This window comes from Halomonas sp. LS-001 (assembly GCF_052983955.1).
On the sequence record NZ_CM129816.1, the window covers coordinates 2,418,293 to 2,432,931 of the forward strand.

The window sequence follows — 14,639 nt, forward strand, 5'->3', positions numbered from 1 at the left end:
ATTACTTTTTCTTTATTGCTTTTCCCTGAGTGTAGCAGTCAAATCCGAGTTTCACCTTAGCCCATGACACTATTTAGCCATGACACTATGATGACGCCATAAAGCGTTAACCCAGTTTCAGCATTGCCCAAGATGGGGAGTATCTACCTTGACGTGGGCGTTTTGCCCGCGTTGACGCAACCAGTGGTCCATCAGGGTAATCGCCATCATGGCTTCGGCAATCGGCGTGGCACGAATGCCAACGCAGGGGTCATGGCGCCCCTTGGTCACCACTTCAACCGGTTCACCGTGAACATCGATAGAGCGGCCCGGCGTGGTGATACTGGACGTCGGCTTGAGCGCCAGGCGGGCAACAATCGGCTGGCCGCTGGAAATGCCCCCCAGCACACCGCCCGCATGGTTGGAAAGAAAGCCTTCCGGCGTCATTTCGTCACGATGGGTACTGCCACGCTGATCAATGCTGGCAAAGCCATCGCCAATTTCAATTCCCTTAACTGCGTTGATGCTCATCAGGCTATGGGCCAGCTCGGCATCCAGGCGGTCGAATACCGGCTCACCCAGCCCGACCGGCACCCCTTCTGCGACGACGGTTATCTCGGCACCTACCGAGTCCTGATCGCGGCGCAGCTGATCCATGTAGGCTTCCAGCTCAGGCACTTTGTCCGGGTCGGGGCTGAAAAAGGCGTTATCGTCAACCGAGTCCCAGGTTTTAAAATCAATTTTGATCGGGCCTAGCTGACTCATGTAGCCACGGATGGCAATGCCCTGGCCGGCCAGAAACTGTTTGGCAATGGCACCGGCTGCCACGCGCATCGCTGTTTCACGAGCACTGGAGCGCCCCCCACCACGGTAATCGCGATGACCGTATTTGTGATGGTAGGTGTAGTCTGCGTGAGCCGGGCGGAACTGATCCTTGATTTTCGAATAGTCTTTCGAGCGCTGATCGGTATTCTCAATCATCAGCCCAATCGACGTACCGGTGGTCATGCCTTCGAACACACCGGACAGGATTCGCACCTGATCCGGCTCTTTGCGTTGAGTGGTATGGCGTGAGCTGCCGGGGCGACGGCGATCAAGGTCACGCTGTAAATCCGCCTCACTCAACGCCACCCCGGGAGGGCAGCCATCCACGATTGCGCCAAGGGCGGCGCCATGGCTTTCGCCAAAGGTGGTTACGGTAAACAGTTTGCCAATGGTATTGCCGGACATGGGCGTATTTCCTTTACACTAGAGACGCCGCATGGGCGTCGAGTTCAGCGGCGCTCAGGGCAAACACACCCTGGCCACCGCGCTCGAATTCAAGCCACATAAATGGCACATCAGGAAACGCATTTTCCAGGTGGCGATCAGAGTTGCCGACCTCGACAATCAACCAGCCGTCATCCGTCAAATGCTCCCGCGCCTGACGCAGAATGCGCCGGACGATATCCAGACCATCACTGCCAGCGCCTAATGCCAGTGCTGGTTCATGACGAAATTCAGCAGGCATGGTGGCCAGATCGCGAGCATCCACATAGGGCGGGTTGGAGACGATCAGATCAAAGCGCTGACCTTCCAGGCTATCAAATACATCGGACTCCACGGCACGAACGCGCTCCCCCAACTCATGGCGAGTGATGTTTTCACGTGCCACGCTCAGGGCGTCCTGACTGATGTCAGCCAATGTCACTTCACTGGTCGGCAGATGCAAGGCTGTCGCAATACCGATACAGCCTGAGCCGGTACATAGATCAAGAACACGCTCGGGCGGCTCCTCCGGGAACCAGGCAGCAAAACCATCTTCAATCAACTCCCCCATGGGCGAACGCGGAATCAGAACCCGTTCATCAACGTTGAAGGGATACCCGGCAAAAAAGGCTTCGCCAAGCAAGTACGGTAACGGACGACGGCTGCTGATGCGTGCTCGAGTGAGCGCCACAATGCGCGTACGCTCCATTGGCAGCAGGCGCGCCTCAAGCACTGATGGGTCAATATTCCACGGCAGATGCAGCGCGCCCAGACATAACGCGACGGCTTCATCCCACGCAGATTCCGTACCATGACCATAATACAGCCCGGCAAGATGAAACTCGCTGGCGATCCAGCGCAGATAATCGCGCAGCGTGTATAACTCCTGAGCCAGTTCGGTATCCGGCAGACACAGGGTAGAGGTACCGGTATCGGGACCTTGCATAAGTTCAGTAGAAACAGATTCAGCAGAAGAAAACGTTGCCACAATGGCTCCTGATTGACGATGACACGTTATTAATAGAGAAGATTGTACCTTTCACGCCAGCCGGTTCACAGCAGCGCATATACCGCTATACTGTGCGCTGACTGGTTTTTTTAATTACGTTTTAACATTACGCGTTAAAATACGGTCCTGTTGCCCGGCAATTCACGTCCGGATTTTTTACGCCCGCTTTCATCAGAGCTTGCCATGACCCGTCAGTATCCGCCCAAAGAGGAAGAGATCAACGTCTTTCGCCACGCACTGGAAACAGCGGGTGTTCGTCGCATCGTCAGCAACCGCGCTGACCCAGGCAAGCCGAGAAAAGCCCAGCCTTCCCATGAAGCGCGTCGACGTGCCGCCGTCGAAAACCAGTCGTTGCAGAATAACGGGCGCACCTCGGATGGGCGTGTGGAGGCTGTCCGGCCTTCGGAGTATCTGGAATTTAGCGTACCAGACTTGCCCTGGCGCACCTTAAGCCAGCTCAAACGTGGCCAGCTTGGCTGGCAGGAAGGCCTTGATTTACATGGCTATACGCTGGATGAGGCGCGTGCCGAGCTGGAAAGTTTTCTGCGCGATGCCGTCCATCAACGCATACGTAGCGTCTTGATCGTACACGGCAAAGCATGGGGCGCGGATGCCAATTATCCGGTACTCAAAAGCCACACCAATACCTGGTTACGGGAATGGCCTGGCGTGCTGGCGTTCTGCTCTGCTACCGATGTAGACGGCGGCACCGGCGCCCTCTATGTGTTGCTGCGTAGAAAAGGTCATTAGGGTCTGTTATTCACCAGCAGGCCGGTATTTCGATAAAGCATCGTCGGTTAGCATCCGGCCCAGTTGAATCAATTCCTTGGCGCGGTGAAATTCATAAGCGCTGCACACGGTTTTGGGCACTTCAATCAGAATATCTGGCGGAAACCCGGCGATCTTGTATTTCGCCAACGCTGCCTGGGTAATATCAAACGATTCCAGAATCATATCCAGTTTGCCCCAATCCCGCCTGCCGCGTTCTTCGTCACTTTCAGGCCCCTCATCTTCATCACCTGCCAGGCTGCCCAAACCTTCCCATAGCCGACGGGTTGCATTTCGCACGTCCCCAACCCAGCCACCTACCTGTTCATCGTGTTGGCGCAGGGTTTCACTACGTGGGTCGGCATCTTCATCTTTCCCCAGGTCGGGCAACATGGCTTCCAGCGTGATTGGCTGAGGGCTATGCGCCGTGACATTAACCGCCAGCACCATATCCGCCGAGTGATTCGCCAGCATAGGCATGATCGGTAACGGGTTAAGCAAGCCACCATCGACCAGCACCTGGTCACCCAAACGCACGGGTGTAATCACGCCGGGCACCGCAATGGAGGCACGAATCGCCTGTAACAGAGACCCTTTCTGAAACCAGACTTCACGTTGACGCACCAGATCCGTGGCCACTGTGGTCATCGGCATCGACAGGTTCTCAATCAGCGTATCGCCAATCAGGCTTTCCAGCTTTTGCATGACTTTATTGGCACGCATCGCACCCATTGGGCTCCAGGTGACATCCACCAATCTAAGCACATCCAGATAATCCAGCTGGCAGACCCAGTCACGATATTCCGGCAGTTTTCCCGCCGCATATACACCGCCAATCAGGGCGCCCATGGAACAACCAGCGATGGCAACAATCTCATAGCCATTGGCTTCCAGGGCATCAATCACACCGATATGGGCATAACCACGGGCACCGCCGCTGCCCAGAACCAACGCAACTTTTTTTCCGCTTGAGGTGAACTGTTCACGCTGCGCTGCAGGTGAGGTATTTGCCGGAAGTGTCTTATGGGGTTGCATGCAGCAATGCGTCCTTTCGAGTCAGCTGGTAATCCACAATCGTGCTGGCTACACGTGGCACGGCGGCCTGTTCCAGGTGTAAATGATGTCCGCCGGGGAGCACATGGCGGACAAGATCTGCCACGGCACGGCGACATGTGACAGCCCATTGGCGGTCACCCAGAATCCCCTGCTCCCCTTCGATCAGCAGAACCGGGCAGCGTATGTCATTCAGCAGCGCCTGCACCTGATCCGGTGTAAAGCGCACCATGGAGGGTTTCATCAGGCGCCTGTCGGTACGCAGATAGCACTGCCCATCGCTACCCAACCGGCTATTGCGTGCCATCAGTGGCCGCGCGGTATCGGCATCAATCGGCGTAACGCCACCCGCCACACGAGCGGCAACGGCGCTTTCAAGGTCTGCATAGCGTGGTGTCTGAGAGGCCGGACGACGATGGGCAAGCAGCCCCTTGCGCAGTTGCGTTGAGGCCTCTTCTGGCGGTGAGGTCAATGCCCCAAGGCCATCCAGCAATATCAGCTGTTCTATCCGCTCAGGCAGCGCTGCTGCCAACAGGCAACTTACGGCGGCGCCCATCGAATGGGCCAGTAACGTCACCTGCTCTATTTCCAGTGTGTCCAGTGCATCCAGCACATCGTGGCAGTAATCCCATAAAGCGATATCCTGCATGGCACTTGGCGTTTCTGGCGCTGACAGAACAGCAGAATGGCCATGACCGCGAAAATCCAACGCGACAATCCGAATATCCAGAGCGTGGGCCAAGCTTGGCGCCAGGCGACTAAAGCTGGCCGCGTTATCCAGCCAGCCATGCAAGGCTAACCATACAGGCGCTGTCTGGCGTCCCCAGCTCAATGCCGCGAGACGCCCATTGGCCAATTCAAGCGCTTGCGGTTGATCCGCTGTCGTCATGGTTTTCTCCACCCTGGTTGTGGTTGTGTTTGTCATTCCTTAGCGCCGATCTTTGCGTGACGCTTTTTCTCCGAGCCGCTACCATGCGATGCACAATTGACGGTTATCCATTTTCTGATTGCAAGAGGCCCTTATGAACCAGCGTCGCGATACACGCACCCGTAATCTGATTTTTATCATCACTGTCATCAGCGCGCTGGCGGTTGGTATCTGGCTTGCCCGCTAGACTGAAGCCAACCTGGCGAACCGGCTAGCGTGACATCGCCCTGAAAAGACGCGGACTCACCACTTCACCGACCACGAACACCGCTACCAGAATCCACAGAAGCCATGGCCAGTGCTGCGCAAAGCTGACCGAGTATACCCCTAACGCATCAACAAAAATTACCAGAATGCCCAAGGGACTAACGTAGCGCACCATGGCAAGCCACAGGATGTAGGGCAAGCGCGACAGCCCCAACTCTTCACGCAGCGCATCAGATTTCAATACAAAGCCCGCCAGTATTACCGTGCCCAGGCCACCCAACGGCATCATCAAGCGCGACGTCAGGTAATCCAGCCAACCAAAGAAGTGTCTACCCGCCAGCGTCCAGTCAGCGCCAAGATTAAATGACAGCATCGCCATGGTGCTGATCAGCCACAGCACAATACCCGTACCCCATGCTGCTGTACGCCGGGAAATTCCTTTGTTGTCACATAGCCAGGAAATGGTTGCTTCCACCATGGAAATAGACGATGTCAACGCGGCCATGGACAGCATGGCAAAAAACAGGATGCCAAATAGCGTACCCAACGGCATTGCCTGGAAAGCCAGCGGCAAGCTCATGAAAATCAGCCCTGGCCCTTCGCCCGGGTCCATGCCGTTGGCAAAAATCACCGGAAAGATTGCCAGCCCTGCCATCAAGGCAACCACGGTATCCGCCAGTGCAACGCTCAGGGTTGTACGGGCAATGGACGCCGACTTAGGCAAATAGCTGCCATACGTCAGAATGGCGCCAGACGCCAGTGAAAGCGTAAAGAATGCATGCCCCAGCGCCGCCAGCATCCCCTCGCTGGATAAACTACCCGCCTCGAAGGAGAACAGAAAGCTCACCGCCTGGCCAAAGCCGCCGGAAAACATTCCATAAACAATCAGCACCAGCAACATGACGACCAACCCAGGCATCATCCAGCTCACGCTTTTCTCGATGCCTTCCTGAACGCCTTTGCCCACAATCAGCATGGTGAGGAGTGTCACCAGGGTACTCCAGCCACCCAGGGTAAAGGGGTTAGCGTTATTGGCACCAAAGATGGCAGCCATATCATCAACGCTGCTACCCGACAGACCACCGGTCAGCATTTTCCATAGATAGGAAAACGACCAGCCAGCCACCACCACATAAAATGACAGAATCAAAAAGCCACATAGCATCGCCATCCAGCCAAGCAGCGACCATGCGGACCCTTTACCCGACTCATTCACCACGCAGCGAATCGCATCAACCGGGCTGCCCTGCCCCCGACGGCCAAAGGCAATTTCCGTCATCATGACCGGCACCCCCACCGCAAGAATGCAGGCCAGGTAGACCAGCACAAAGGCACCACCGCCAAACTCCCCGGTGATATAGGGGAACTTCCAGATATTGCCCAACCCTACAGCGGAACCCGTTGCCGCCAGTAAAAACCCCCAGCGGCCGAGCCACTGAATACGCGCTTGCCCAGAAGCCATTTTTCCACCCTTGCCGTAAAAAAGGCGACTATCCTAGTCGATTTTGCTGGCAATGCCCACGGCTTGTACGTACCTGAATCCCCGTGCCAACGGGAATATTAAGGCTATGATCAGCCACGCAAACCCCGGCGCTTTCTGGCACACTAGAGGTGTTAAGCAAATTGCCGATGTTCAGGCAGATGATGAAGGAGAGTAATGTAATGAGCGAAGGCGTCAAAAACACCCACCCCTGGACGCAGCCTATGGCTGACGAGCAGTTTCAGTTGATGCGCGACATTCTCGCGGCCCCAAGCCCCGTAGGGCTTGAAGGTGCCATGACGTATGGCGTGCTGAAGCCTTATTTCGAGCGCTTTGCGCCGAAAGGTTGGCACCTGCATCAGTTTCGTGGCAATGCCGGTGTGGTGCTCGACACCCACCCGGGCAAAGATGACATGTTCAAGCTGATGATCATCGGTCACGCTGACAAGATCCGCATGCAGGTGCGCTCCATTGGCGAAGACGGCAAGATCTGGATCAATACCGATTCTTTTCTGCCGACTGTCCTGATCGGCCACGAGGTCAAGCTGTTCAGCGAAGACCCCGATGCCCCCGGCAGCTACCGCAGCATTGAAGGCGGCACCGTTGAAGCGCTGGGCGCAATTCACTTCTCCGATCCAGCGGTTCGTACCGGCGAAAAAGGCATCAAGAAAGAGCAGATTTATCTGGATCTACAGATTCACGGCGAGAACAAAAAGCAGCAGGTGCTTAACCTTGGTGTTCGCCCCGGGGACTCAGTTATCTTTGATCGCCCGATCCGTCGCGGCTTCAGCCCTGACACCTTTTACGGTGCTTATCTGGATAACGGCCTGGGCTGCTTTGTCACTGCCGAAATTGCCCGCCTGATTGCCGAAGCGGGTGGCACCAAGCAGGTGCGCGTCATGTTCGCCATTGCCAGCTATGAAGAAATCGGCCGTTTCGGTAGCCGCGTGCTCGCTGGAGAACTCAAGCCGGATGCCCTGATTGGCGTTGATGTGAACCACGATTACGTCGCCGCCCCCGGCATTGGCGATAAGCGCATGCAACCGCTGGAAATGGGCAAAGGCTTCACCATGGCCGTGGGCTCCATCGCAAGCGAGCAGCTTAACCGCGTGATTGCCAAGGCAGCCAGCGACAACGACATTCCCATGCAGCGCGATATTGTCGGCGTGGATACCGGCACTGACGGCATGGCCGCGGTACTGGCCTCGATTGATAGCGCCGCGACCTCAGTGGGCTTCCCGATTCGCAACATGCACACCATTTCCGAAACGGGCAACACCCAGGACGTGCTGGCCGCGATCCATGCGCTGACCCACACGATCAAAGCGCTCGACGCTATCCCTGATCTCAAGCGCGAGTTCCTGGATAATCACCCTCGCCTGGATCAGGCCAGCCCGCTGCCCCATCAGGGAAGCGATAAGCCGGAAGAAGACAGCAAGAGCGAAAAAAAAGACGCTAAGCAAGACGTCGACACCAAGCAAGACCCGAAAGACGCAAAAGCCAAAAAGCCCAAGAAAAGCAAGTAACGCCAGGCTGAAACGCTGATGAATCATCAGCGACAGAAAAGCCCGCTCTGTTCAAACAGGGCGGGCTTTTGATTTTCTTACGACTTGAGATTCATGAATTACTCACGAATTACCACTCACGCCTCAGTTCTTGAACCATTCCAGCAAGGCATCAGCCGTGGGAGCCGAGGACGGCGGATTCTGGCCGGTAATCAACTGGCCATCCACACGCACATAAGGCGCAAAGTCGTCGGCTTTGGAGTAAACGCCGCCACACGCTTGAAGCGCATCTTCCACCAGATGCGGCACAATCTGGGTAAGGCCAACAGCGTCTTCTTCACCGTTGGTAAAGCCTGTGACTTCACGCCCTTTCACCAGCGGTTCGCCATCAGTGTTTTTGGCATTAATCAGCACAATCGGCGCGTGGCAAACACTTGCCACCGGCTTACCTTGGGCAATAAAGGTTTCGATCAGACGAATGGAGTCTGCATCGTTTACCAGATCCCACAGCGGGCCATGGCCACCAGGATAGAACACGGCATCAAAGTCATCCGCGTTCATATCACTTAAACGATGAGTCGCCGCCAGAGCTGCCTGAGCTTCAGCATCTTTCTCGAAGCGACGCGTTGCGTCAGTATGGCTATCTTCTGCATCACTGGCAGGATCAAGCGGCGGCTGCCCGCCTTTCGGTGATGCCAGCGTTAACGTCGCGCCTGCATCTTTAAAGGCGTAATACGGGGCAGCCAGTTCTTCCAGCCAGAAACCGGTTTTATTACCGGTATCACCCAGTTGATCATGTGAGGTCAGTACTACCAGAATGCGCTTGCTCATGTATTCTCCTGCGATTGATCAGAGTCAGAGGGTTAGCTAACCGCATGGCATGTAATGGGTTAACCAACACCGTTAACCCTTACATGGAGGTGTATAAGACAAATACAACCCCTCCCCATCAACAGGTTTTCTTTAGCGTTATATACTGCGGAACAACACCAACAAAAGGAGCTTTCCCATGAGCACTCCCCAAGAACGCCAGCTTCCGCTTGAGGGGCTGAAGGTTCTGGAGCTTGGCCAACTGATCGCCGGGCCTTTTGCCACCAAGATGCTGGGCGAGTTTGGCGCGGATGTGATCAAGATCGAGCCGCCGGGCACCGGCGACCCGCTTCGCAAATGGCGAATGATTGAAGACGACACCTCGCTCTGGTGGCACGTACAAACCCGTAACAAACGCTCGGTGGCGCTGGACCTGCGCAGCGAAGACGGCCAGGCGCTGGTGCGACAGCTGGCGCGTGAAGCCGATGTTGTGGTGGAGAATTTCCGCCCCGGCACGCTGGATAACTGGGGGCTGGGCTGGGAGGCTCTGTCAGTCCTCAACCCTCGGTTGATCATGGTGCATATTTCAGGTTACGGGCAGACCGGCCCGTACCGCGATAAACCCGGCTTTGGCGTTATTGGCGAAGCCATGGGTGGCCTGCGCTACCTGACCGGCCAGCCCGGCGAACCCTCGGTGCGGGTTGGCGTCAGCATTGGCGATTCACTTTCTGCCCTGTATGCGGTGATAGGCACTTTAATGGCCCTTCAGGAGCGAAACCGTAGTGGCCTGGGTCAGGAAATTGATGTCGCCCTGTATGAATCCGTTTTCGCGATGATGGAAAGCCTGCTGCCGGAATATGATGCCAGTGGGGAGATCCGCGAGCCCAGCGGTAGCGCACTGCCCGGCATCACGCCTTCCAACGCCTACCGCTGCCTGAATGGCGACTATGTGTTGATTGCTGGCAACGGCGACAGCATTTTCAAACGCCTGATGGACGTAATAGGCCGCGAAGACCTGGCCAACGACCCAGCCCTCGCCCACAACGATGGCCGCAGCCAGCAGGCAGACATGATTGATTCCGCCATTCAGGCATGGAGCGAGCAGCGCCCGCGTGAGGAAATTCTCAAGGCACTGGATGCAGCCAGAGTGCCGGTCGGCTACCCCTTCACGGCAGCAGACATTGCCGCCGACCCGCATTATCTGGCCCGCGAGATGATTCAGACCTTCACCCGCACTAGCGGCAAGCCGTTAAAGGTGCCGGGGGTACTGCCCAAACTCAGCGCCACACCGGGTCGGCTGGGCAATGGTGGGCCAGCACTCGGCCAGCACACCGACGACGTACTTGACGAGCTGGGGATCGACCACGAAACCCGCGCCAGACTCCGCCAGGCAGGCGTTCTTCAGGAGATATCCTCATGAGCCACCTTTTCCAGGGCAACCCCACCGTCGAGATCAATGAAGTCGCGCCCCGAGACGGCTTGCAGATCGAAGCCAGGTTCGTCCCCACCGATGAAAAAATCCGCTGGATCGATGCGCTCTCTGCCACGGGGCTCAAGCGCATCGAAGCCACCTCATTCACATCGCCAAAAGCCATTCCCAACCTGCGCGATGCGGCCGACGTGGTCACCGCCATTCAGCGTCGTCAGGGGGTCGAGATCAGCGTGCTGGTGCCCAATCTGAAAGGCGCACAGCGTGCGCTGGCCTGCGATGTGGACGAAATCAACCTGGTAATGTCCGCCAGTGAAAGCCACAGCCAGGCCAACCTGCGCATGACGCCGGAACAGTCGCTGGCACAGTTCGCCACCATTCTGGAAGCCACCCAAGGCATTGGCATTTTCATCAATGCCTCGCTATCCACTGCCTTTGGCTGCCCCTTTGAAGGCGAGGTGCCGACAGAACGGGTGATGGAACTGGTCGAGCGGCTGATCCAACTTGGCATTCAAGGCATCACCCTGTGCGATACCACCGGCATGGCGAACCCCCAGCAGGTACACACGCTATGCAGCGCCGTGCGTAAGCGCTGGCCACAGACGCCTTTCACTGCCCACTTCCACAACACACGGGGCATGGGGCTGGCCAATGCCATGGCAGCTTGGCAGGCCGGTATTCAGCGTTTTGATGCTTCCCTCGGTGGCCTTGGCGGCTGTCCGTTTGCCCCCGGCGCCAGCGGCAACGTCTGCACCGAAGATCTGGTTCACATGTTTGAATCCATGGGCATCACTACCGGCGTTGATCTGGATGCCTTACTGAACGTAGCCGCAACCCTTCCGGAGCTGGTCGGTCATGACGTTCCCGGCCAGATCGTCAAGGCAGGCAAATCCACCAAGCGCTACCCGATGCCATCGGCGTCTTAGTGCTGCAGGGCTTGATAAAACCCGCCAAAGGAGGCGTCATATGACACCCAAGGTAACGACACGAGCAAGCGCTGCACTCAAGACCCTGTTCATAGCAGATGCGCTGGCCATGCCTGTGCACTGGTTCTACAACGTTCACGATATTGACCGGGCGTTTCCAGACGGCATCACAACGTTCGAAGCGCCGCCTGTTTTCCACCCGTCATCCATCATGTCGCTGCACTCCACCAGCGGCGGTGGCCGCAAAAAGTCCGGCAAGCCACAGTCTGACGTGGTCGGTAATATTATTCTTAAAGGTAAACAGAATTACTGGGACACCCCCAACGTTCACTACCACCAGGGGATGCAACCAGGGGATAACACCCTGAACGCTCACTGTGCGTTAACGCTGATGAACACCCTGGCTGAACCTGACGCGCATTACGATAGTGATGCCTTCCTGACAGCTTACATTCAGCTGATGACTGCAGAGACGCCCGCTCACCCGGATACCTACGCAGAATCCTATCATCGGGGCTTTTTTGCCAATCTTGAAAAAGGCTTGCCGCCCAGGCAATGCGGCGCGGTCACTCACGACACGCCGTCAATCGGCGGGCTGGTGACGATTGCCCCCCTGGCGATCAGTGAACGCCTCAAAGGCGTCTCGCTGGCGGAAACCCGCAAGCGGTGTCGTCAGCACCTTGCCTTGACGCACCCGGACAACTTTCTGGCTGATGTGTGTGATGCCTATGTCGAACTGATCGACAGCCTGCTGTTCAGAAACGGCGACGACGCGGTAAAGGAATCGTTACTTAACGCCACGCGGGGGCTGCCCAAACGCAAGCTGGAACAGCTGGTGAACAGCCAATACACCGACCGCGAGGTCGTCGGCGGCGCACTCTCCACCGCCTGCTATATCACGGATGCCTGGCCTGCCGTGCTTTACCTGGCCAGCCGATACCACAAGACGCCGTTAAAAGCGTTGCAGATCAATGCCGAAATTGGCGGAGATAACGTTCATCGGGGGGCGGTGTTAGGCGTATTGCTTGGGTTGATCAACGCCGAGGCTGACGAAGACCTTTATGCCCGGTTAACCGAACATGCATCGATTAACCGGGCCATTGAACGCCTGGTGGCTTAAAAGCGCTTAGGCGCGGCGCTCCCACAGCGTGACTTCCGAGAGGCTATGCTGATATTTATGCATGGTTTCTCGGATAACAAAAGGCACCTTCTCGGGATCACGGATCATACGGAAGTTAGGCTCCAGCAAAGCTTTCAAGCCCTCCAGCGTGCTGACATTCTCTCCATCTTTCTTGAAGCCACCAATCCACTCTTCCTTGGGCGTGTACTCTTCCAGCCAGGTATAGGGCGACGCAATCATCAGAATACCACCGGCATTGATGCGCTCATGGATGGTCTGTAAAAACTGTGACGGCTTGTACAGCCGGTCAATCAGATTAGCCGCCAGCACCAGGTCATAATTGCTGAACTGCGGCTTGAGGTTACAGGCATCCCCCTGATGAAAGCTAACCCGCTCGGCAGCGTCTTCCAGCGCCAAGCTTTCCAGCGTGCGCTCCTGATAACTGACCAGTTCACCTTCTTCCACCCGTGTATAGCGCAATACTTTCTGCTCGGCCATTTCCACGCCCTGGCGGATGAAGTTGGCAGAGAAATCCACGCCGTCCACGTGCTCAAACTCACGGGCCAGTTCAAAGCTTGAGCGCCCGCTGGCGCAGCCGAGATCCAGCGCACGGACTTTCTGGCGATCCGCCATACAGTCCAACGCCTTGTTCGCTAGGGTCTGGGGGAAGTTGGCCACACCAAACCACTCATCGCCATAGTGGAATTCGGCGTATTCGGCCATGCGTGCATCGCTTTCATAGTAGGCGCTAGGCATCTTGACTTCGGCATCCGACACCACATAGCGGAAGCCCGCATGCTGGAAGAAATGCCGCCGGAACGCATAGCGGGCACTAAGCCGTGTTTCATTGCCGCAGGAAATCCACGAGCCGCCCTTGATCAGGTTGTGCTGGTTATCAAATGTCGGCGTAGTGAAGTCATCGTAGAGCGGATGCACATCAAAGCCCGGGAACGGGTAGGTGGGAGTTTCCACCCACTGCCAGACATTGCCGACCACATCAAACCATTGGCCATGCTGGAAGCGCGTTACCGGGCAGGAAGACGCCCCGTGATCCAGGTGCAGGTTGGCATTGGCAGGTGAATCGCTTTCAAGCTCAGAAACGCCCGCTTCCTCAGCCAGACGATGCCATTCATCTTCGGTCGGCATGCGCACCGGCTGGCCGGTCTGCGCACTCTTCCAGTGGCAGAACGCCTTGGCTTCGTGGAAGTTGACCTCCACCGGCCAATCCCAGGGCATTTCCACTTCTTCTGTCATCAGGCGTAGCGACCATCCGTTATTCCACACCCAGAAGGTCGGATGCTTCGCCTCGGCGAAATTGCGCCAGCCCAGGCCTTCTTCCGTCCAGAACTCATCGGTCAGATAGCCACCCGCCTCGACAAATTCCAGGAATTCACTGTTGCTGACCAGAAACTGACTGGCCTTGAATTCATCTACGTCAGCGTGATGATGGCCATATTCGTTGTCCCAGCCGTAATAGGCGTCATCGAAGGATTTACCCAGCGTCACCTCGCCTTTTGGCACGCTGATCAGGGTGTTTTCCGGGGGTTCACCGCTCACCCGAACAGGCTCCCATTCCGGCTGAGGGGTGACCAGATGAAGTTGTTGCTGGCGAATCAGCACCGACGACGTCTCAAGGTGAATGCGTTCGTGCTCAATCCCCATGACAATCGGCCAGAATGGGCTCTGCCAATTGATCGGCAAGCTCAAAGGTAGCTCACGGATCAGCGTCAACACGGCGCTGCGAACCTTGCCACGGTATGCCATCACCTCGTCAACGGACGGCCACTCATAGTGGTCTTCATTGAGGTCATCCCAGCTCATTTCATCCACGCCAACGGCAAAGGTGGACTCCATATTGGGGTCGATACGCGCCGGTAACAGCTTGGCAAGCACCAGCTTATTAACAAAAAACGTGGCGGTATGCCCAAGATAGAAGATCAGCGGATGCCGCAGGGAAATCGATTTACGAATATAGGATTCTTCGCTGACCAGCGTGGTGAAAAGCGACTCGTACCGGTCAAAGGTAGCGGTAAAACACGCCTCAATTTCGTTGCGCGTTGCCTCAGGATCCTTACCCGCAAGCATCACGGTGCGTGGAAACAGCTCGTCTTTTCTCGATTTTTGCAGCCCGGTAGGCGATGTAGCGAACGTCATCTTGTAGGCACCTTTTATTAAAA

12 protein-coding genes are annotated in these 14,639 nt (G+C 56.5%); 5 read left to right on the plus strand and 7 right to left on the minus strand.

Translation table 11 applies throughout. The features are described from left to right. Nucleotides 1-117: 117 nt before the first annotated feature. Together aroC and prmB are read right to left on the minus strand one after the other, a co-directional pair. Nucleotides 118-1,209 carry a chorismate synthase gene (aroC, locus tag ACU6TU_RS10995; protein WP_447141457.1) on the minus strand — a complete coding sequence of 364 codons (1,092 nt, stop codon included), beginning with the start codon at nucleotides 1,207-1,209 and terminating at the stop codon, nucleotides 118-120. A gap of 13 nt (nucleotides 1,210-1,222) precedes the next feature. Beyond that, the gene (gene prmB, locus ACU6TU_RS11000; protein ID WP_447144231.1) at nucleotides 1,223-2,173 is read right to left on the minus strand and encodes a 50S ribosomal protein L3 N(5)-glutamine methyltransferase; all 951 of its coding nucleotides are present in this window, start codon (nucleotides 2,171-2,173) and stop codon (nucleotides 1,223-1,225) included. 246 nt (nucleotides 2,174-2,419) lie between these two features. Here prmB and ACU6TU_RS11005 point away from each other — a divergent pair, with 246 nt between their 5' ends. Beyond that, nucleotides 2,420-2,986: a Smr/MutS family protein gene (locus ACU6TU_RS11005; RefSeq protein ID WP_447141458.1), complete on the plus strand. Its 567-nt coding sequence runs from the start codon at nucleotides 2,420-2,422 to the stop codon at nucleotides 2,984-2,986. Between the two features lie 6 nt (nucleotides 2,987-2,992). Here the strand turns inward: ACU6TU_RS11005 and ACU6TU_RS11010 are convergent, their stop codons facing one another. The 3 genes from ACU6TU_RS11010 to ACU6TU_RS11020 form a co-directional block, all read right to left on the minus strand. Then, nucleotides 2,993-4,039: a patatin-like phospholipase family protein gene (locus tag ACU6TU_RS11010; protein ID WP_447141459.1), complete on the minus strand. Its 1,047-nt coding sequence runs from the start codon at nucleotides 4,037-4,039 to the stop codon at nucleotides 2,993-2,995. Then, nucleotides 4,026-4,946, minus strand: coding sequence for an alpha/beta fold hydrolase (locus ACU6TU_RS11015; RefSeq protein ID WP_447141460.1), 921 nt, complete (start codon nucleotides 4,944-4,946; stop codon nucleotides 4,026-4,028). Before ACU6TU_RS11015 ends, ACU6TU_RS11010 begins: the two co-directional genes overlap by 14 nt. A gap of 250 nt (nucleotides 4,947-5,196) precedes the next feature. Then, entirely contained in the window at nucleotides 5,197-6,654 is a 1,458-nt protein-coding gene (locus ACU6TU_RS11020) for a sodium-dependent transporter (protein WP_447141461.1), read from the minus strand. Nucleotides 6,655-6,854: 200 nt separating this feature from the next. Here ACU6TU_RS11020 and ACU6TU_RS11025 point away from each other — a divergent pair, with 200 nt between their 5' ends. Continuing rightward, on the plus strand, nucleotides 6,855-8,198 hold the full coding sequence (locus tag ACU6TU_RS11025) for a M20/M25/M40 family metallo-hydrolase (protein ID WP_447141462.1): 1,344 nt from the start codon (nucleotides 6,855-6,857) through the stop codon (nucleotides 8,196-8,198). Between the two features lie 123 nt (nucleotides 8,199-8,321). Here ACU6TU_RS11025 and ACU6TU_RS11030 read toward each other — a convergent pair whose 3' ends face one another. After that, nucleotides 8,322-9,008, minus strand: a complete 687-nt coding sequence (locus tag ACU6TU_RS11030) for a type 1 glutamine amidotransferase domain-containing protein (protein ID WP_447141463.1) — start codon at nucleotides 9,006-9,008, stop codon at nucleotides 8,322-8,324. 178 nt (nucleotides 9,009-9,186) lie between these two features. On the opposite strand from ACU6TU_RS11030, the gene ACU6TU_RS11035 reads away from it, so the two are divergent. Genes ACU6TU_RS11035 through ACU6TU_RS11045 form a run of 3 tightly spaced genes read left to right on the plus strand, consistent with a single transcriptional unit; the run spans nucleotide 9,187 to nucleotide 12,462 of the window. Next, on the plus strand, nucleotides 9,187-10,407 hold the full coding sequence (locus ACU6TU_RS11035; RefSeq protein WP_447141464.1) for a CaiB/BaiF CoA transferase family protein: 1,221 nt from the start codon (nucleotides 9,187-9,189) through the stop codon (nucleotides 10,405-10,407). Continuing rightward, nucleotides 10,404-11,342: a hydroxymethylglutaryl-CoA lyase gene (locus tag ACU6TU_RS11040; protein ID WP_447141465.1), complete on the plus strand. Its 939-nt coding sequence runs from the start codon at nucleotides 10,404-10,406 to the stop codon at nucleotides 11,340-11,342. The genes ACU6TU_RS11035 and ACU6TU_RS11040 overlap by 4 nt, the downstream gene beginning before the upstream one ends. A 40-nt stretch (nucleotides 11,343-11,382) precedes the next feature. Next, on the plus strand, nucleotides 11,383-12,462 hold the full coding sequence (locus ACU6TU_RS11045; RefSeq protein ID WP_447141466.1) for an ADP-ribosylglycohydrolase family protein: 1,080 nt from the start codon (nucleotides 11,383-11,385) through the stop codon (nucleotides 12,460-12,462). Between the two features lie 6 nt (nucleotides 12,463-12,468). On the opposite strand, the gene ovoA is transcribed toward ACU6TU_RS11045, so the two are convergent. Beyond that, nucleotides 12,469-14,616 (minus strand): 5-histidylcysteine sulfoxide synthase, encoded by a 2,148-nt coding sequence (gene ovoA / locus ACU6TU_RS11050; RefSeq protein WP_447141467.1) that lies wholly within the window; start codon nucleotides 14,614-14,616, stop codon nucleotides 12,469-12,471. Between the last annotated feature and the right edge of the window lie 23 nt (nucleotides 14,617-14,639).

Excerpts from the sequence above, each read along its gene's own strand:
- ACU6TU_RS11020 (WP_447141461.1), bottom strand. The coding sequence starts at position 6,654 with ATGGCTTCTGGGCAAGCGCGTATTCAGTGGCTCGGCCGCTGGGGGTTT.
- ACU6TU_RS11010 (WP_447141459.1), bottom strand. The coding sequence starts at position 4,039 with ATGCAACCCCATAAGACACTTCCGGCAAATACCTCACCTGCAGCGCAG.
- ACU6TU_RS11045 (WP_447141466.1), top strand. The coding sequence starts at position 11,383 with ATGACACCCAAGGTAACGACACGAGCAAGCGCTGCACTCAAGACCCTG.
- ovoA (WP_447141467.1), bottom strand. The coding sequence starts at position 14,616 with ATGACGTTCGCTACATCGCCTACCGGGCTGCAAAAATCGAGAAAAGAC.
- aroC (WP_447141457.1), bottom strand. The coding sequence starts at position 1,209 with ATGTCCGGCAATACCATTGGCAAACTGTTTACCGTAACCACCTTTGGC.
- ACU6TU_RS11030 (WP_447141463.1), bottom strand. The coding sequence starts at position 9,008 with ATGAGCAAGCGCATTCTGGTAGTACTGACCTCACATGATCAACTGGGT.
- ACU6TU_RS11005 (WP_447141458.1), top strand. The coding sequence starts at position 2,420 with ATGACCCGTCAGTATCCGCCCAAAGAGGAAGAGATCAACGTCTTTCGC.
- ACU6TU_RS11040 (WP_447141465.1), top strand. The coding sequence starts at position 10,404 with ATGAGCCACCTTTTCCAGGGCAACCCCACCGTCGAGATCAATGAAGTC.
- ACU6TU_RS11025 (WP_447141462.1), top strand. The coding sequence starts at position 6,855 with ATGAGCGAAGGCGTCAAAAACACCCACCCCTGGACGCAGCCTATGGCT.
- ACU6TU_RS11035 (WP_447141464.1), top strand. The coding sequence starts at position 9,187 with ATGAGCACTCCCCAAGAACGCCAGCTTCCGCTTGAGGGGCTGAAGGTT.
- ACU6TU_RS11015 (WP_447141460.1), bottom strand. The coding sequence starts at position 4,946 with ATGACGACAGCGGATCAACCGCAAGCGCTTGAATTGGCCAATGGGCGT.
- prmB (WP_447144231.1), bottom strand. The coding sequence starts at position 2,173 with ATGCAAGGTCCCGATACCGGTACCTCTACCCTGTGTCTGCCGGATACC.